Origin of the sequence: Gluconobacter sp. NFX36 (assembly GCF_049887835.1) — a bacterium.
GTDB classification, from domain to species: domain Bacteria; phylum Pseudomonadota; class Alphaproteobacteria; order Acetobacterales; family Acetobacteraceae; genus Gluconobacter; species Gluconobacter japonicus_A.
In genome coordinates, this window is sequence record NZ_JAGEKJ010000002.1 from 131,514 (window position 1) to 148,618 (window position 17,105).

General features: G+C 54.7%; 13 protein-coding genes. 8 read left to right on the plus strand and 5 right to left on the minus strand.

Features of this window, described 5'->3' with window-relative positions; translation table 11 throughout:
• Position 1 precedes the first annotated feature (1 nt).
• Both J4P41_RS02450 and J4P41_RS02455 read right to left on the minus strand, forming a co-directional pair.
• On the minus strand, positions 2-742 hold the full coding sequence (locus J4P41_RS02450) for an SDR family oxidoreductase (protein ID WP_426066126.1): 741 nt from the start codon (positions 740-742) through the stop codon (positions 2-4).
• 8 nt (positions 743-750) lie between these two features.
• A complete protein-coding gene (locus J4P41_RS02455; RefSeq protein ID WP_426065994.1) occupies positions 751-1,464 on the minus strand; it encodes a dienelactone hydrolase family protein in 714 nt (237 codons plus the stop codon).
• Between the two features lie 42 nt (positions 1,465-1,506).
• Between J4P41_RS02455 and J4P41_RS02460 the strand changes: the two genes are divergently transcribed.
• The 4 genes from J4P41_RS02460 (at position 1,507) to J4P41_RS02475 (ending at position 6,994) form a co-directional block, all read left to right on the plus strand.
• The gene (locus J4P41_RS02460; RefSeq protein ID WP_062503160.1) at positions 1,507-1,701 is read left to right on the plus strand and encodes a DUF4169 family protein; all 195 of its coding nucleotides are present in this window, start codon (positions 1,507-1,509) and stop codon (positions 1,699-1,701) included.
• 129 nt (positions 1,702-1,830) lie between these two features.
• Entirely contained in the window at positions 1,831-2,121 is a 291-nt protein-coding gene (gene groES, locus J4P41_RS02465) for a co-chaperone GroES (RefSeq protein WP_023945273.1), read from the plus strand.
• Positions 2,122-2,172: 51 nt separating this feature from the next.
• Positions 2,173-3,810, plus strand: a complete 1,638-nt coding sequence (groL, locus tag J4P41_RS02470; protein WP_007282363.1) for a chaperonin GroEL — start codon at positions 2,173-2,175, stop codon at positions 3,808-3,810.
• A 244-nt stretch (positions 3,811-4,054) separates the two neighbouring features.
• On the plus strand, positions 4,055-6,994 hold the full coding sequence (locus J4P41_RS02475) for a TonB-dependent receptor domain-containing protein (RefSeq protein ID WP_426065995.1): 2,940 nt from the start codon (positions 4,055-4,057) through the stop codon (positions 6,992-6,994).
• A 120-nt stretch (positions 6,995-7,114) separates the two neighbouring features.
• On the opposite strand, the gene J4P41_RS02480 is transcribed toward J4P41_RS02475, so the two are convergent.
• The gene (locus tag J4P41_RS02480) at positions 7,115-10,015 is read right to left on the minus strand and encodes an ATP-dependent DNA helicase (RefSeq protein ID WP_426065996.1); all 2,901 of its coding nucleotides are present in this window, start codon (positions 10,013-10,015) and stop codon (positions 7,115-7,117) included.
• Positions 10,016-10,216: 201 nt separating this feature from the next.
• Here J4P41_RS02480 and J4P41_RS02485 point away from each other — a divergent pair, with 201 nt between their 5' ends.
• Genes J4P41_RS02485 through J4P41_RS02495 form a run of 3 tightly spaced genes read left to right on the plus strand, consistent with a single transcriptional unit; the run spans position 10,217 to position 14,636 of the window.
• On the plus strand, positions 10,217-11,836 hold the full coding sequence (locus J4P41_RS02485; protein ID WP_426065997.1) for a lysine--tRNA ligase: 1,620 nt from the start codon (positions 10,217-10,219) through the stop codon (positions 11,834-11,836).
• Positions 11,837-11,841: 5 nt separating this feature from the next.
• Positions 11,842-13,941 (plus strand): lysylphosphatidylglycerol synthase domain-containing protein, encoded by a 2,100-nt coding sequence (locus tag J4P41_RS02490; RefSeq protein ID WP_426065998.1) that lies wholly within the window; start codon positions 11,842-11,844, stop codon positions 13,939-13,941.
• Positions 13,938-14,636, plus strand: coding sequence for a MarC family protein (locus J4P41_RS02495; RefSeq protein WP_062023803.1), 699 nt, complete (start codon positions 13,938-13,940; stop codon positions 14,634-14,636). The genes J4P41_RS02490 and J4P41_RS02495 overlap by 4 nt, the downstream gene beginning before the upstream one ends.
• On the opposite strand, the gene J4P41_RS02500 is transcribed toward J4P41_RS02495, so the two are convergent.
• Together J4P41_RS02500 and thpR are read right to left on the minus strand one after the other, a co-directional pair.
• The gene (locus J4P41_RS02500; protein WP_415515360.1) at positions 14,563-15,234 is read right to left on the minus strand and encodes a uracil-DNA glycosylase family protein; all 672 of its coding nucleotides are present in this window, start codon (positions 15,232-15,234) and stop codon (positions 14,563-14,565) included. The two genes, J4P41_RS02495 and J4P41_RS02500, sit on opposite strands and share 74 nt — an antisense overlap.
• Positions 15,231-15,794, minus strand: coding sequence for an RNA 2',3'-cyclic phosphodiesterase (gene thpR / locus J4P41_RS02505; protein ID WP_426065999.1), 564 nt, complete (start codon positions 15,792-15,794; stop codon positions 15,231-15,233). Before thpR ends, J4P41_RS02500 begins: the two co-directional genes overlap by 4 nt.
• 149 nt (positions 15,795-15,943) lie before the next feature.
• Between thpR and J4P41_RS02510 the strand changes: the two genes are divergently transcribed.
• Positions 15,944-16,714 (plus strand): Bax inhibitor-1/YccA family protein, encoded by a 771-nt coding sequence (locus tag J4P41_RS02510; protein ID WP_426066000.1) that lies wholly within the window; start codon positions 15,944-15,946, stop codon positions 16,712-16,714.
• The last annotated feature ends 391 nt before the right edge of the window (positions 16,715-17,105 follow it).

Genomic DNA, 17,105 nt, shown 5'->3' on the forward strand with positions numbered 1-17,105 from the left:
ATCAGAATTCCTGAAGGGTTGGGCGCAGAACAATCTCGTTGATGTCCACGTCGTCAGGCTGGGAAATGGCAAAGGCAATGGCTCGTGCTACGGACTCTGCCGGAATGGCCATTTTGTAGAAGTTTTCGACTGTCTTGCGGCTCTCGCTGTCACCGCTGCCAGCCTTGAGTTCGCTCTCGACTGCGCCAGGTTCGATGGATGTCACGCGGAACGCGTTGCCTGCTTCCTGGCGCAGGCCGTCGCTGATGGCGCGAACAGCGAATTTCGTTCCTGAATAAACGCTGCCACCCGGGGCAAACACCTTGATCCCTGCCACGGAAGACAGGTTGATGACGTGTCCCGAACGCTGGCGCTCAAAGATGGGAAGGGCCGCGGCGATCCCGTACAGAACGCCTTTGATGTTGATGTCGATCATCCGGTCCCACTCATCGACCATCAGTCGCTTCATGGGGGCGATCGCCATCAGGCCCGCATTATTGATCAGAACATCGAGGCGGCCGAAATCGCACTCCACAGCTTCGACGACCTGCGAGACTTGCTCTCGGTTCGTGACGTCCAGCGTATAAGCCCGCGCGGTCTGTCCTAACGCTTCAAGTTCTGAGACGATTTTGTCCAGCCGCTCCCGTCGTCGGGCGGCAATAGCGACGTAGGCGCCCCGGGCCGCCAGGTAACGAGCTGTTGCCTCACCAAGACCGCTGCTGCCGCCCGTGATGAGAACGATCTTTCCTGCAATGCCTTCCATGATGGACCTCATGCTCTTTTGAGATGGTGTTTCAGGAAGGCAACGCTACGGCTCCAGGCGAGATCACGTGCATCCTGATTAAAGCTGGATCGTTCCGGACAACCGAAGCCGTGACCGGCTTGATCGTAGAGGAAGACCTCCACTTCAGAGCGTGCTGCCCGGATTTTTTGAACATCGGCTGGAGGAATGGATGCGTCTTCACCGCCAAAATGCAGTTGTGTGGCACAATGGGGGGCAGTCTCGCAGTGATTGGCAATACCGCCGCCATACCAGCCAACGGCCGCATTGAAATGATGCGTCCGTGTTGCTGCCAGCCAGGCGATCAGGCCACCCCAGCAGAAGCCAAGGACGCCCACAGGACGTTGATCGTCATTTTCGCGAAGTTTTTCGGCGCAGGCTGCGAGGTCCTGCTGGATCAGGTCCGGTGAAATTCCGCTGCGAAACTCCAGGCCTTCCTTCAGGCCTGCTTCGTTATAGGCGAGAACCGTATGGGGTTTGACCCGGTCAAATAAAGCCGGGGCGAGGACATGGAAACCCTGTTGTGTCAGTTCCGAACAGACCTCCCGGATATGTCCGGTCAGGCCAAAGATTTCCTGTACCACAACGATCGAGCGGGGGGACTCGGGGGAGCCGGTTTCCCAGGCTTCAAATTCATGTCCGTCAGCCGCCTTGAGGCGGATCATGTGACCTTCAACCTTTTCTTGGAAATGCTTGTGGTTCATTGAGTTCTGTCCAATCTCTGTAACGCCGGAAAGGCAGGTGCCATGAGCGACGTCATCAATCTCCGTCGGGAACGCAAACGCCGCAAGTCTGTCGAGGATGCGAAGGACGCTGAAACTAATCGTCGTCTATTCGGGCGGACGAAGGGGCAAAAAATGGCAGATTCTCTTGAGAAGAAGCGTCTCAAAACCCTTCTGGATGGCAAGAAAATTTTTTCCCTGAAGGATGATGGTTCTTGACGAAAACAGTCGTTGGGACTACCTCTCTTGGCACTCTCGATGTGGGAGTGCTAACTGCGCTGCAGTCATTGAGCGCGTAACCCGGCCGCGTCGCTTTGTAGAAGGGCACGGCCTAAAATGGAGCAATCCATGACGACTTTTCGTCCCCTGCATGACCGCGTTGTGGTCCGTCGCCTGACTGGTGAAGAGAAGACCGCTGGCGGCATCATCATCCCTGACACCGCCAAGGACAAGCCGACCGAAGGCGAAGTCGTTTCCGTAGGCCCTGGCGCCCGGAACGAGCAGGGCCAGATCGTGGCTCTCGACGTCAAGGCTGGTGACAAGGTGCTGTTCGGCAAGTGGTCCGGCACCGAGGTGAAGATCGACGGCGAAGAGCTGCTGATCATGAAAGAGAGCGACATCATGGGTGTGATCGGCTGAACAGCCGTCCCCGTTTCCTCTCATTAAAAGACCTCAACAGGAGATAAGAACATGGCTGCCAAGGACGTAAAGTTTGGTGCCGATGCCCGCGACCGTATGCTGCGTGGCGTTGATATTCTTGCAAATGCCGTCAAGGTAACGCTGGGCCCGAAGGGTCGTAACGTTGTCCTCGACAAGAGCTTCGGCGCACCGCGCATCACCAAGGACGGTGTCTCTGTCGCCAAGGAAATCGAACTGGCTGACAAGTTCGAGAACATGGGCGCTCAGATGGTGCGCGAAGTCGCATCCAAGACGAACGACCTCGCCGGTGACGGCACGACGACCTCCACGGTTCTCGCACAGGCTATCATCCGTGAAGGTGCCAAGGCTGTTGCTGCTGGCATGAACCCGATGGACCTGAAGCGCGGCATCGACAAGGCTGTTGGCGTTGTTGTTGAAGAGCTGAAGAAGAACAGCAAGAAGATGACGTCCCCTGAGGAAATCGCTCAGGTCGGTACGATCTCTTCCAACGGTGAGCGCGAAATCGGTGAGATGATCTCCTCTGCCATGCAGAAGGTCGGCTCCGAAGGTGTCATCACAGTTGAAGAAGCCAAGGGTCTGCACACGGAACTCGACGTCGTCGAGGGTATGCAGTTCGACCGCGGCTACATCTCCCCGTACTTCGTGACGAACCCGGAGAAGATGACGGCCGATCTCGATGCGCCGTACATCCTGATCCACGAAAAGAAGCTCTCCTCGCTTCAGCCGATGCTGCCGCTGCTTGAGAGCGTTGTGCAGTCCGGTCGTCCGCTGATGATCATTGCTGAAGACGTTGACGGCGAAGCCCTTGCCACGCTGGTCGTGAACAAGCTGCGTGGTGGTCTGAAGATCGCTGCCGTCAAGGCTCCGGGCTTCGGTGATCGCCGCAAGGCCATGCTGGAAGACATCGCGATCCTGACGGGTGGCCAGGTCATCTCCGAAGACATCGGGATCAAGCTGGAATCCGTTACCCTCGACATGCTGGGCCGCGCCAAGAAGGTTCACATTGAGAAGGAAAACACCACGATCGTCGAAGGCGCTGGTAACAGCGAAGACATCAAGGGTCGTTGCAACCAGATCCGCGCACAGGTCGAAGAGACGACGTCTGACTACGACCGTGAGAAGCTCCAGGAGCGTCTGGCCAAGCTGGCTGGTGGCGTTGCCGTCATCCGCGTCGGTGGTAGCACCGAAGTGGAAGTGAAGGAGCGTAAGGATCGCGTTGACGATGCGCTGCACGCAACCCGCGCTGCTGTTGAAGAAGGTATCGTTCCGGGTGGTGGTACGGCTCTTGCCCGCGCTTCTGTCGCTCTGAAGGGCCTGACCTTCGACAACGATGACCAGCGCATCGGTGGTGAGATCGTTCGCAAGGCACTTCAGACGCCGCTGCGTCAGATTGCTGAGAACGCTGGCGAAGATGGCGCCGTGATTGCTGGCAAGGTGCTCGAAAACGACACCTACAACTTTGGTTTCGATGCTCAGAATGCTGAGTACAAGGACCTTGTTGCGGCTGGCATCATCGATCCGACGAAGGTTGTCCGTACGGCTCTGCAGGATGCCGCTTCGGTGGGTGGTCTGCTGATCACGACGGAAGCTATGGTTGCCGAACGCCCAGAGAAGAAGGCTCCGGCCGCTCCGGGTGGAATGGGCGGCATGGGCGACATGGATTTCTGATCCGGTCGCGCCTGATTTTCGCCCCGTTTCAAGGGGCGGAGATTGCGTCAAAAGATTACAAAAAGGGCCGTTCCACGAAGGTGGGGCGGCCTTTTTTGATATGTGCAGGGCGCATATGTGACCCTTATGCAACGCCTGTCACAGAACCATCATGTAACGACTGTAACCACGGTAACTTGGGGTGACATAATCGTAACGATCCGTCTAAAGGACTCCACCGCCTTTAGAAGGATTTCGTTTCACTATGATCGTATCGCGTCGCAATACGTTACTTTGCGCATCGGTGCTGGGGATGGGAGCGCTTTCTAGCGTTGCTCATGCTGCAACCGAAAGCACTCACACGTCCTCACATGTGCGCCACAAGACTGTGACCCATAGTCCGGTGCGTTCTGCTGCGACGCCTGCAACAACAGCACCAGCATCGGTGATTCGTCCCGTAGCGGCTCCGCAGTTTAATGCACCTGTAGCGGTCAACCGGAGCCACGTCCTTCGTTCCATTAATTCGGAAACGCAGGAAAGCGTTGTCGTCACGGGTTCAGCGCTTGGAACTTCGAATAACACCAACGCAAATCCCGTGCAGATTGTTACTTCGAAACAGATTCAGCAGACGGGTGCGACGACACTTTCTGACTTTTTTCAACGGTTGCCGTCCGTCGGGTCCAGCAGTCAGCAGAACACTGATACCAACGGTGGTGGTGGCGTAAGCTGCACGGATATCCGTAATCTGGGTGCAAGTCGCGTCCTTGTGTTGGTGGATGGAAAGCGAGCTGCGCTGAATAGCGGTAGTGCCTGTTTTGATATGAACGCCATTCCTGTACAGCAGGTGGCAAGTGTCGAAATTCTTAAAGACGGTGGCTCTGAACTTTATGGCGCAGATGCTGTTTCCGGCGTTATTAACATCAAGCTGCGGCATGATATTGATAGCGGTAATATCACTATTCGGGGTGGTATAACCGGACATGGGGATGCTCCGCAGGGGATCATTTCCGGTTTTAAGGGTTTCAATTTTGATCATGGTAAGGGGAATGTAAGCCTTTTTGGGCAGTACATGACGCAAGGGGGGGTACGTCAGCGTAACCGTTCATGGTCAAGCAATCCTCAGATTGGTGATGATGCAAATCCTGCCAATAATGCGTTTGGTTCTAGCTATTCTCCTTATGGGGCTTTTTCATACCAAGATATCAATCAAAACAATCATTACTATCACAGTGACCTCAATGGGAATCTTGTTTCTGGAAGGAAGCGCTATAGTTTTGCTCATGATACATCCTTAATGAATCAAATTCAGGATGCATCTTTGAATGGTGATGCCCATTACGATTTTGACAGGCATTTCTCGCTGTATTCAAACGTTATGTATTCACACACGAATTCCATGACGAATATGGCCGCCGAACCTGTTTATGGTTCTGTACCACAGGGTGGCCCATATCCCACGGCTATTACTGTTCCGGCAGATTATCCTGGTAATACAACCGGCGAAGATTTGACTATGACGCGTCGGATGACCGAATGGGGGCCGCGCGAGACGCAGACAGCAAGTGATACGCTGACTGCTAAAGTAGGTGCGCAGGGCGATATTTATAAGGGCTGGAAGTATGATATTTCTTATACTTACGGTTCTAATATGTATAAGTATCAACAGAGCAATATCGGTAGTTATCCGGCAATGCTGCGGATGTATGGCCTAAAGCCAACTAGCTTTGGTGATCCAAACTCGGGTATGGCTTATGATCCAAGTGTGTGCAGTTCTTCTCCGAACTGCGTACTGTCTAGTCCATTCTCGGCGCTCTCTCCTGCTGCAGCTCAATATTCAAATCTCGATACTGTTAGCAATGGTCACTACCAGTTGCGTGACTTAAATCTGCGCATTCATAATAATCATGTTGTGAAAATGCCTTGGGCGCATGGTGGTGATATTGGTATCGCTTTGGGCATGGAGCATCGAGGGGAGCAGCTGACATATAATCCTGACCCGGCTCTTCAATCCGGGGTCGCGCTGACTAATCCTCAGGGTGTAACTTCAGGTGGCTTTAATGTGACAGAAGGCTATCTTGAAGGAAAAGCACAACTTCTCAAGGACGCATTTCTCGCTAAAGATCTGACAATCGATGCTCAGGGGCGCTATTCATCCTACAATACATTTGGTAGCGTCAAGAACTGGAAGGCATCTATAGACTGGGCTCCGACACGGGATGTTCGTTTCCGTGGAACGATCGGGACATCTTTTCGTCAGCCATCAGTTTACCAGTTATATGGTGCGCAGGCTCTTGGTTTCCCATATGCTAATGACCCCTGTGAAAATCCTTCAAATCCAACAGTTGTTGCGAACTGCGTAAAAGCAGGAATTAAAAATCCTGCTACGTTCCAGCAGCAAGGAGGCGGTCAGGTGCCGACACTTTCTGGCGGTAATACCAAGTTGCAGCCGGAAGCTGGACGCACCTATACGTTTGGTGCCGTTATTACGCCGCGTTGGATTCCTGGCCTTTCAACGTCTGTGACATTTTGGCACTATAACGTAAGCTCAAGTATCGGAGCGCTTCCAACGAACTATATTTTGAACAATTGCTACAATGGTTCTAACCCAGAGCTCTGTAACTCTATAAGCCGTTCTTCCGACGGTCAGATTTCTCAGGTCTCGGCTCTTGATCAAAATCTTGGGACAACGAACACGAGTGGTATTGACTGGGATTTTGATTACCGCATTCGCTTGACGGCTATGGATTCTATTACAATTAGCAATAATCTACAAAATCTAGTTAACTATTCGCAGCAACAGGCTCCTGGTGGTCAATACTACCATTATACTAACGCTATTTTTTATCCTGGAGGGACCTCCAATCCTCGTTGGCGTGATTATGCCACAGCCACGTGGCAACACGGTGCCTTCTCCTTTACTTATATGGCAAATTATACTGGTGGCATGCGTTATAATGACACCTCATCATTTATGCATTTGAATGATGATAATAATTGGGGTCGTGTGAAGGTTCCTGCAATCGTACAGCAAGATATCTCTGTTGGATATCGATATCATTCTTGGAATATGACAAGTGGTATTAATAATATCACAAACAAGGCGCCGACATTCTTCCCAGATGGTGCAACGAACACTGACACCTCGACTTATTCGTCTTTTGTAATGGGTCGTAATTTCTGGTTGCAGATCAGCAAGGACTTCTAAGAGATTTCCTTGGTGCAATGTGAAAAACCGCCGCTCCGAAAGGTGCGGCGGTTTTTTTTATTTCAAGTACAGTATCTGGGAGCTTTTCCTCGTTGGGAAAATTGAGTGAATGCGAGGCGGTCAGGAAAGGTTGTGGGCTGCAGGTGCTAGAAATTTCCGGATATCCTTCAATGTCTCCACAAGGCTGAGGCGTCGGACTTCGACGCCTTCGGGGAATGCTGAGAGAAGGCGGGAAGGCATGCGGCGATCCAGCATGACGAAAACGCCTCTGTCGTCGCCCCGTCTGATTAATCGGCCGAAAGCCTGTCTGAGGCGCATTCTGGTGATGCGGTCGTCATAATCACTAGGGCGGCCTTCCGAGAGCAGGCGTCGGCGTTCCCGATGAAGAATGTCGGGGCGAGGCCAGGGCGTTTTTTCAAACACTACCATTCGCAGGGCTTCTCCCGGCACATCGACGCCATCGCGCATGGCGTCTGTTCCAAGCAGGCAGCTATGGGTTTCGGTGCGAAAGACGTCCACCAGGGTTGCGTTGTCCATTGCATCCACATGCTGGGCGTAGAGAGGGAAGCCCTGCGTTTCCAGCGGTTCGCTAATGCGTTTGTGGACTTCTCGCAGTCTTCGGATTGCCGTGAAAAGTCCTAGAGCGCCGCCACCCGCAGTCTCGAACAGGGCACGAAAGGCATGGGCCAGAGACGCGATTTCAACTGAGACGTCTGTGACGACATAAGCGCGCGTCTGCTTTGCGTAGTCGAACGGACTCATGAGCGATGCCCGGATTGGCGGCTTCATGAAATGCGTGGCGCCCAGGCGAAGTTCGGCGGCGTGCCAGCTTTCTTCTCCGTCTTCAGGACCAGTTTGATCCCGAAGTGTGGCGGAGGTTAGCAGAAGGCCATGAGCCGGTGTCTGGATGGTAGACGCGAATGGAATGGTCGGGTCCAGCCAGTGCCGATACAGCCCAACGTCGTGGTCACCCTGAGTGGCCCGGGTTCGAGGTAATCGCTCGGTGCGAATGAAGTCGATATGGACGGGTGTGATGTCAGCTTCCGGAGGTGTTTGCAGGGCGTCCAGCATCCCTACCCATCCTGTCACGCGACTAATGGCGCGACGATGAAGTGTGCGAATGAAGGCTTCTATCCGCTGGCGCGTTGGGGCTTCCATTTCGGGATCATCTTCGACCTGGGCTTCAAGCCGTTTGGTCAGAAGGATCAGCGGCTCCTGCAAGCGGCGGAGCGCACGAGAAAGATCCTCAGCAGTTTTCCGGACGGCATCATTTGTCGGATGAAGATCGCACTCCGTGGAGATGTATCCGGTCTCATGCTGCGGGTTCTGGGACCTGCGGGCTTTGAGTTGCTGATCCAAGGCTTGAAGGAACAGTTCCGCAGGATTGTCGAGTTCAGGTTCTTCCAGTGGCAGAAGGGATGGAGCATCCTCTTCGGCAAGAGGAGCGTCCGGGCCACTTTTCAGTCGCGTACTCCAGCCGGGTGCCGGAAGTGCGCGGGCCGCCTGCAGGACAGCATGAAGCGGGGCATCAATGGCAGGGATGCGTTCGACAAGATCATCCAGTCGTCGCAAGAGCCCTCGCGCACGCGATCGGCTACCTTCCGCACCCAGGAGCCATCGTCTCAGTTCAGCAGCTTCTAGGCCTGAGAGAACGGTTGCAAAAGCACTATCGGCGGCTTCTGGAACATGATGGCCTTCGTCAAAAACATAGCGCGTGGGGGCTGCGTCTTCGTCCGGCAGGCCCGGAGGAGCCAGGGAAGCCCAGGCGGCCTGAGACATGACGAGGGCGTGATTGGCCACAACCAGATCGGCTTGTCTTGCCCGGCGGATACCGTGTTCCACGAAGCAGGCCTGATAGTGCGGGCAGGCAGCATGGATACACTCGCCACGTCGATCAGCAACGCCGTAGAGCGTGCCGTGTCCGAAGAGTTCCCCGAACCAGCCCGGAAGATCGCCACCCATCAGATCGCCATCGCGGCTGGCCTCTGCCCAGCGGGCAAGAAGGGCGAGGGGCAGGAGGGCTGCTGCGCCGTCGTTTCCACGGGATGTGGCGGTATTGAGAAGATCTTCCATGTTCAGAAGGCAGAGATAGTTCTCACGGCCTTTGCGAACGACGACCTTTTGCCGAAGGGTGGTCTCATCGGGATAGAGGCGATGAAGTTCCTGTTCGATCTGTCGCTGAAGATGACGCGTATAGGTGCTGACCCAGACGGCACCGTCATTCTGCTCGGCCCAGAGGCTTGAGGGCGCGATGTATCCCAGTGTCTTGCCAGTGCCTGTTCCGGCTTCTGCTAAAACGACGTTGGGTGAACCCAACGTTTCCCGAGGCTCAAAAGCGGATGTTGCGACTGATGCAAAATCAGCCTGACCGGGACGTTCTTCCGCGCCTTCACCTAAAATCTGGCGTAGTCTTTCGCGTGCTGCACGAGGAGAGACGGGTTGACTGCTGGGTGCAGGGCGGGGGGCTGTTTCCTCCCAGCGAGGGAGGCGTCTCCAGATGCGGACGGCATCGAAAGGATGCGCACTTCCCGGGTCTGAGGCAGAGCCAATGGCGTCTGCAACTTCGCCACTCCAGATCCACCCAGCACGGGTGAGGGGGAGCAGAAGCGCACGAAGACGCGCGCCTTCCGGCGTGTCCGCTTTGGCACGCAGTCTGCCAAGAAGATTTTCGCATAGAAGAGGAAGAAGATCGGCCGTTACGGTTTCGGGAGGTGTTAGCCCGAGCGCAATGGCCAGTCCTCGTGGCGTTGGTGCCACGGTTGTCGCTGGAAGGACGAATAGGAACAGGTCCAGAAGGTCGAACCAGGGAACCGGCTGTGACAGAGGTGTCAGGTCCAGTGCCCGGAGAGCTGCCGGCCCGTGCACCAAAAGGGGTGGGGGAAGCTGGGATAATTTTTCCCGTGCCTCTTCGGCTGACAGATCCAGAAGTTCTCCGTCTGGCGTCAGAAGAGACGACAGGCCCCGCCGTGCAATCAGGGCGGGAGCATCAAATGGCGACGGAAAAGAAGGGGCTGGTGGCATCTCCTTCAGTCTAGCGGGAAGGTGCGGAGGGGGCGAGAGGTTTCGGGAACAGATCGTGAAAGGAAAGGCCAGCGGCTAGAATGAGATCGTCAAAAACAGGGTCTGACATATTTCGTCACCATTTGAGGCGTGTCGAGAAACTCTGCTTCTGCTCGTATTGCTTGACCCGGGATACGTGTCTGCCTACTTTTTCCGGTAATCATGCACAATTCCAGTTCACAAACCTTTCCGTCCCTCGCACCGGATGCGCCTCTGCCCAAAGCATGGCCATTCGAAGAAGCGAAAAAAATCGCCGCGCATGTGGGTGAGCGCGATCCGAAAATCCCGGCCCTGCTTGAAACAGGGTACGGACCATCCGGGCTGCCGCATATCGGCACGTTCGGCGAAGTCGCTCGGACAACGTGGGTTCGGCAGGCTTTTGAAGCTCTGACTGGCCGTCCAACCCGTCTTCTGGCGTTTTCGGATGACATGGATGCCCTGCGCAAGGTGCCGACAAACGTGCCTCAGCAGGAGATGCTTGCGAAGTATCTTGGCCTGCCGCTGACCCGTATTCCGGATCCGTTCGGTGAATACGAAAGCTTTGCGGCCCATAATAACGCCCGTCTGCGCCAGTTTCTGGACAGCTTCGGCTTTGACTACGAATTTGCTTCCGCGACCGATTATTATACCGGTGGCACATTCGATGCTGCGCTTCGTCGTATGCTTGAAGTGCATGATGAAGTCGTCGCGACCATTATTCCGACGCTTGGGCCTGAGCGCCGTGCAACATATTCCCCGGTTCTGCCGATCCACCCTGAAACTGGGCAGGTGATGCAGGTTCCGATCATCAAGGTTGATCCGGATGCCGGGACGGTTGTCTGGAAAGACGACGCTGGGAAGACGTTTGAAACGTCTGTTCTGGGTGGTCATGCCAAGATGCAGTGGAAGGCCGATTGGGCCATGCGCTGGTATGCTCTGGGTGTCGACTACGAAATGTCCGGCAAGGATCTGATCGATAGTGTGAAGCTGTCCTCGAAGATCTGCCGCATTCTGGGCAAGGAGCCGCCTGCCGGGCTGACCTACGAGCTGTTCCTTGATGCTCAGGGGCAGAAGATCAGCAAGTCCAAGGGTAATGGCCTGTCTGTCGAGGAATGGCTGCGTTACGGTACGCCGGAAAGCCTTGCGCAGTACATGTTCCAGCAGCCTGCTCGCGCAAAGCGTCTGTTTTTTGACGTGATTCCGCGTGCGACGGATGACTATCTGACACTGGTTCAGAAAGCTGAAACGCAGGAACCAGTGGATCTGATGGCTAATCCGGTCTGGTTCATTCACGGTGGAACGGTGCGGCCGGAAGAGACAAGTCCCGTATCTTATACGGCACTTCTCAACCTTGCGAACGTCGCGAACGCGGACAACCCGGAAACTCTCTGGAAGTTCCTCCGCCGCTATGACGAGACGCTGTCACCGGAAACGCATCCGTATGTGGACAAGCTGGTTCGTTGCGCTCTGACCTATTTCCAGGAGCAGGTTTACCCGAACAAGACCTATCGCGATCCGTCCGAGAGAGAGCGCAAGGGCCTTGAGGATCTGGCAACAGAACTGGAAAAACTTCCGGCTCAGACACCGCCGCTTGAAGTGCAGGACGTGGTTTTCGAAGTGGGTAAGCGTTACTTCGAAAAGTCTGAACTGCGGTCGTGGTTTGGGTGTCTTTACGAAGTGCTGTTGGGTCAGAGCGAAGGACCACGCTTCGGAATTTTTGCATCGCTCTTCGGTTTGCCGGAGACAGTTGCCCTTATCCGGGGCGCGCTGGCCCGTCCGGTAACCGGGGCCATTCAGGCCTGACGCCGATGTGCCCTCACAGGGAAGACGACTGGCAGGATGACGCTCTCGCCCTCGAAGAAGAGGGTGAGAGCGGATGCGTTAAAAGTCGCTGGCAACTTCTGCTGACGCGTGCCCCCGCTGTTGTCGGGCTCGTGCTTCTGGTGGCGGCTGTCGTAGTGATCTGGCGTGAACTGCGTCATCTCTCCCTGCATGACATTCTCAGAAGTCTGGGGGATATTCCCTCAGGCGCTTTGATTGCGGGGGCAGGTGCGACAGTTCTGTCGTATTTCATCCTGTCGTTTTACGACCGGCTGGCCTGTCTGCATGTGCGTGCGAAGGTGTCTTTCCAGCGATCTGCCTTTGCTGCGTTCTGTTCTTATGTCCTGTCTCACAATCTTGGATGTGCTGCGATTTCCGGCGCAGCTGTCAGGTTCAGGCTTTATCGCAGTTGGGGGGTCGCTCCGGGCGATATTGCTCAGATTATTGCGTTCTGTTCGGCAACGTATCTGCTCGGAACCATGGCTCTGGTCGGGGGTATTCTGACTCTGGAGCCACATGCCATCCCCGTACTGTCTCATCTGCCGTCCTTTCTTTTGAGACTTGCAGGATTAGGGCTCTGGGGTGTTTTGGCAGCGTATGTCGTGCTGTCCCGTGTGCGTCGTCATGTCAGGATCTGGCGCTACACGATTGAAATTCCACGGACTGGTATTGCGATTTCCCAGATTGCTGTCAGTGCGGCCGATATGGCGGCAACAGCCTTGATCGCATATGGCGTTCTGCCTCCACTACCACCGGAAGCGCATTTTGGTTTTGGTACATTCCTGGCCATTTATATTGCGTCTTACACGGCTGGCTTGATTGCCAGTGTGCCCGGTGGGTTAGGCGTTTTTGACAGTGCCATGTTGCTGGCACTCCGCCCCTACCTTCCGGTTCCGGAAATCATGAGCGCCATTCTGGTGTTCCGCCTGTTTTATTACATCATTCCGCTTGTGCTGGCGGGCTTGATGTTTGCAGGGCATGAACTGTTTCTGCGGGGTGAGCAGGCGCTCGTGTCAGCGGGGCAGGCGCCACGTCGTATCCGGCCGAGCCAGGTGGTGCGGGAGTCTGAAGCGGATTTCTCTGTCACTGTTGCGACAAGCGTTCAGGCTGTCGCAGGTATTCTTCTGGTTCTTTATGCTTTGGCGGCTGAATTGCCGCCGCTGCACACCTCACTTGGCGCTGCAGTGTCCCAGATTGCGGATCTTTTTCTGACTGTCAGCGGCGTGGCTTTGGTCGGTTTGGCACTGGGACTGTCTCAGCGAGTGGCACTGGCATGGAAAGTGTCGCTGGGTGTTCTTGGGGCGTCCGTCGTTCTGCTGGTTCTACGTCATGCACCATGGGAGGCGCCAGTTGCACTTGGGTTGGTGATGCTGCTGATTGCGCCCTTCCGGAACTGCTATTATCGGCGTGCACAAATCCTTGTCGCGCCCTTGACGCCTGCCATGCTCGCTCCCGTTTCTTTGTGGGCACTGGGTTTGCTGGGTGTGGGATGGGTAGCGTTGCAACGTCATCTCGGTCCTATCTGGTGGCGTTCAATGATTTACGACGCACACACCGCGATCGGGCGCTGGTTTTTGGCCATTTCTGCGCTGTGCGGGCTTTTCGCGCTCTGGTTTGGAATGCGCCGGACGCGCATCCGCTTTGAGGCGTGGAACTCAGAAAATGAGCGGCGTTATCGCAGTCTTCCGCATGCTTTGCAGGAACTGGGGCGTCGTCGGCCCAGTGGTCTGCTGCATGATGAGGCCGGACGTGCGGCCATTCCGTTCCTGCGTACGGGCCAGTTTATCATTGGTCTGGGCGATCCGGCTGGTTCGGAGCGGAACTGTATTGCCGCAATCTGGAGATTAAGGGATCTTGCCCTTCAGGAGGGACGCAAACTTGCGTTTGTCCGTGTTGGTCAGTCTCTCATGGCCGTCTATAATGATCTTGGATTAACGGTTTGCCCGGATGGGAAGGCTGGAACCATCTGCTGTTTTTCTGAGGATTATCGCATGATCCGGGCGTTTCTGAGTGGAGAAGAGCGGCAGGCTCGCAAGAAGCGGCCGGCAGGACGTCCTGAAGCGGCTTCAGGCACCGTAAGTTCATGAGTCTGCCGCCAAGTTTGGGTAATGCGGTCAACAGTTGGTTGATTGCTTTCCCGGCACTGTTCTCGATTATCAATCCGCTTGGTGCCTCCTTGATTTTTGCTCAGGCGACACAAGGGCGGACGCGGAAAGAAGTCATCGAGCTGGCGCGGCTTGTGGCTCTTAACTCGCTTGCGATCCTTCTTGTCTCCATCTGGTTCGGAAGCTGGATTCTAAGCTTTTTTGGTATCAGCATGAACGCACTGCGAATAACGGGCGGGCTGGTGGTGGCCTCTCGTGCCTGGGTCATGTTGCAGCAGCCGGAAACTAGTGAGGCCCGTAAAGAGAAGCAGGCTTTGCAGGGCGGCCGGACTGTCGCTGCACCTGATTTGAAAGAGCGTGCATTCTTCCCGTTGGCCATGCCTTTTACGGTGGGGCCGGGGAGTATTTCAGTCGCGATTGCCCTGAGTTCGTCCTGCCCGCCGCATATGCCGGTGCCGGATTATTTTATGGGTGTCTCTGCGGCAGCAACAGCTATGGGTATCGTTGTTGCGGTAGCCTATGCCTACGCGGAACGCATCGTTTCCATGTTGGGCGTGACGGGAGCTCGGATCGTCAGCCGTCTAGCGGCGCTGATCCTTCTGGCTATCGGGATTCAGATCCTGATTTCCGGTGTCCAGGGTTTTCTGGTCGATACCCTACGGCTTGTTCATCACTGAGAGCCAAAATGGTCTGCACCTTTTCGCGAAGGGCAGGAATGACCTCTTCCTGAAACCAGGGTGCTTTCTTTTCCCATACCCCTGTTCTCCATGAGGGATGGGGCAGGGGAAAGTAATTGTTGGGTAGATAATCCCGAAAATTCCTGACCCGTTCTGTGACCGAGCCTTTTCCTAAAACATGATGTTGTGAGTAGCTGCCGACCAAAAGGGTAAGTTGTAAAGCTGGCATTAGGGAGAGGACCCGATTTCGCCAGATTGGCGCACATTCCGGGCGTGGCGGGCAATCCCCGCCTTTGGGTAGGCGCCCGGGGTAGCAAAGGCCCATTGGGAGAATGGCAACGTGCCGTGTGTCGTAAAAGACATCTTCCGTCAGGCCAAGCCACTGTCTCAGCCGAACGCCTGACGGGTCCATGAAAGACGTATTCTTGAAATGGGCCTTCGTCCCCGGCGCCTGACTGGCGATCAGTAGTCGCGATGTTGCAGAGACATGGATAAGAGGTCTCGCGCCGAGCGGAAGATGATTTTCGCAGACGCGGCAGGCACGGACCTCCTGAACCAGAGCAGTCAATCGGTCTTGTGTAGTAGGATTGGAAATCATTCATCCTCAGGAAGAAGTGGCATGTCGGGGTGCCAGGCATATTCGGCGCGGGCAACATAGACATGCTGATCGTACCCACGCAGACTTTCAAAAAGTGTAACGTGGTGAACGGGCATTGGCTCACTTCTGAAAAGATTATGTCTTTGAACCCATCGAGCCGCATCGGCACGTTGTGTCGTCGCTAGGTGGCCGAGGGTTATGTGAGGTTGAAAGCGTCGCTTGGCCGGCGGGCAGCCTGCCTTGCGAAGAACGCTTTCAACCTGCGTCTGAAGTGTATTTAGAGCTTCAGATCGTTCGATACCGATGATCAGGCTGTCAGCCGTCATTCCTTCTCGGAGACCTGCTCCTTGAAATGAGACGTCAAACGGTTTCCAGGCCAGCCTGGAAAGGGCGAGATCAATCTCGTCCATGACATAGCGATCTGTAATTTCGCCGATAAAGCGCAAGGTTAAATGATAGTTCTCGGACGGAACCCACTGCACACCAGGCAATGACCCTCTGAGAAGAGCGAGCGCTTCGCGCTGGGCGGGGGAGAGGTCGAGTGCGACAAAAAGTCTCAAGAGGCTCGTTTCCCGGACAAATAGAACACAGATATGAAGGGTCTTCTTGACCGTGCAGTGAAAAGCCCCACATTCAGAGAAAGTACGGGCGAGCGTTCAAGGTTCGTCAAGCGCCCTTTTTGAAAGGGCCTTTTACTGGAAAAGGTATCATGGCTTTCAATTCCAATTTCGGCAGGGCCGGTACGCAGGCAGGGGTCGGCAGTCTTGATGTCGGTCTTCGTTCCTACATGTGCCGCGTCTTCAACTGGATGGCGATCGGCCTCGTCGTAACGGGGCTTGTTGCTTATGGCGTCGCAGAAACATCTTTGCGGGCGCTTTTCTTCCATCTGGCAGAAACGCCTAATGGCGCATTCGTTTTGCGGCCGACCTTTCTTGGTGGTGTCGCAATTTTTGCCCCTCTGGCATTTGTGATGGTGCTGTCCTTCGGGATCAATCGCCTTTCACGGTCTGCTGTTCAGGCAATCTTCCTACTGTTCAGCGCAGCGATGGGCGCAAGCATGTCCAGCCTGCTGTTGAGCTATACGGGGGTTTCGGTGGCCAGAACATTCTTTATCAGTGCTGTCATGTTCGGCGGAATGGCGCTGTGGGGATACACGACGGGAGCGAACCTTCTTCGACTCGGTTCCTTCCTGTTCATGGGCCTGATTGGCATCATGATTGCGATGGTTGTGAACATCTTCCTGCATAGCGCACCGCTGGCTATGCTTGTTTCTCTAATCGGTGTGGCTCTTTTTACTGGCCTGGCAGCCTACGATACGCAGCGCATCAAGATTAACTACCAGCAATATATGTCTTTCGCGTCGCAGGATGATATTGGGAAGCTTAGTATTTACGACGCGCTTTCCATGTATCTCAATTTCGTGAACCTGTTTCAGTTTCTTATTCAGTTCACAGGCGTCCGTTCCAGTAATAGCGACTGATATTACCTTTCAACTATTTTTGATGTTTCTGGGGGAGTGGCAGTCAATGTCGCTCCCTTTCTTGTTTTTGGACTAAAAAGGTCTTGAATTATTTTCGACTTATTCGAATTGGTTTACATTAAAAAACTGTAATTTTCAGACTTAATAAAAGTCGTAATTAGATCAAATGTGGCGAAAAACAGCCATTTATAGGGTTGTCGGGGATATGCCCTATTCCTCACGAAATCCGTGATAAGCCTTGTCTTCCGGTCGATTCAGGCAGAAAAAACCTGAGGAACCGGGACAGTCGTGTCCCATGCTGAATGAATTTCAGGATCGGATCTTTGATCCGGTTCCTGACGTCAGGATACGAACGAGAAAGGCAGCAGACTATGGCAGCGTTCGGCAGCTC

Coding starts and splice junctions, on each gene's coding strand:
- J4P41_RS02500 (WP_415515360.1), bottom strand. CDS start 15,234: ATGATTTCCAATCCTACTACACAAGACCGATTGACTGCTCTGGTTCAG.
- groES (WP_023945273.1), top strand. CDS start 1,831: ATGACGACTTTTCGTCCCCTGCATGACCGCGTTGTGGTCCGTCGCCTG.
- J4P41_RS02495 (WP_062023803.1), top strand. CDS start 13,938: ATGAGTCTGCCGCCAAGTTTGGGTAATGCGGTCAACAGTTGGTTGATT.
- groL (WP_007282363.1), top strand. CDS start 2,173: ATGGCTGCCAAGGACGTAAAGTTTGGTGCCGATGCCCGCGACCGTATG.
- J4P41_RS02485 (WP_426065997.1), top strand. CDS start 10,217: ATGCACAATTCCAGTTCACAAACCTTTCCGTCCCTCGCACCGGATGCG.
- J4P41_RS02450 (WP_426066126.1), bottom strand. CDS start 742: ATGGAAGGCATTGCAGGAAAGATCGTTCTCATCACGGGCGGCAGCAGC.
- J4P41_RS02510 (WP_426066000.1), top strand. CDS start 15,944: ATGGCTTTCAATTCCAATTTCGGCAGGGCCGGTACGCAGGCAGGGGTC.
- J4P41_RS02455 (WP_426065994.1), bottom strand. CDS start 1,464: ATGAACCACAAGCATTTCCAAGAAAAGGTTGAAGGTCACATGATCCGC.
- J4P41_RS02480 (WP_426065996.1), bottom strand. CDS start 10,015: ATGCCACCAGCCCCTTCTTTTCCGTCGCCATTTGATGCTCCCGCCCTG.
- J4P41_RS02475 (WP_426065995.1), top strand. CDS start 4,055: ATGATCGTATCGCGTCGCAATACGTTACTTTGCGCATCGGTGCTGGGG.
- J4P41_RS02490 (WP_426065998.1), top strand. CDS start 11,842: ATGTGCCCTCACAGGGAAGACGACTGGCAGGATGACGCTCTCGCCCTC.
- J4P41_RS02460 (WP_062503160.1), top strand. CDS start 1,507: ATGAGCGACGTCATCAATCTCCGTCGGGAACGCAAACGCCGCAAGTCT.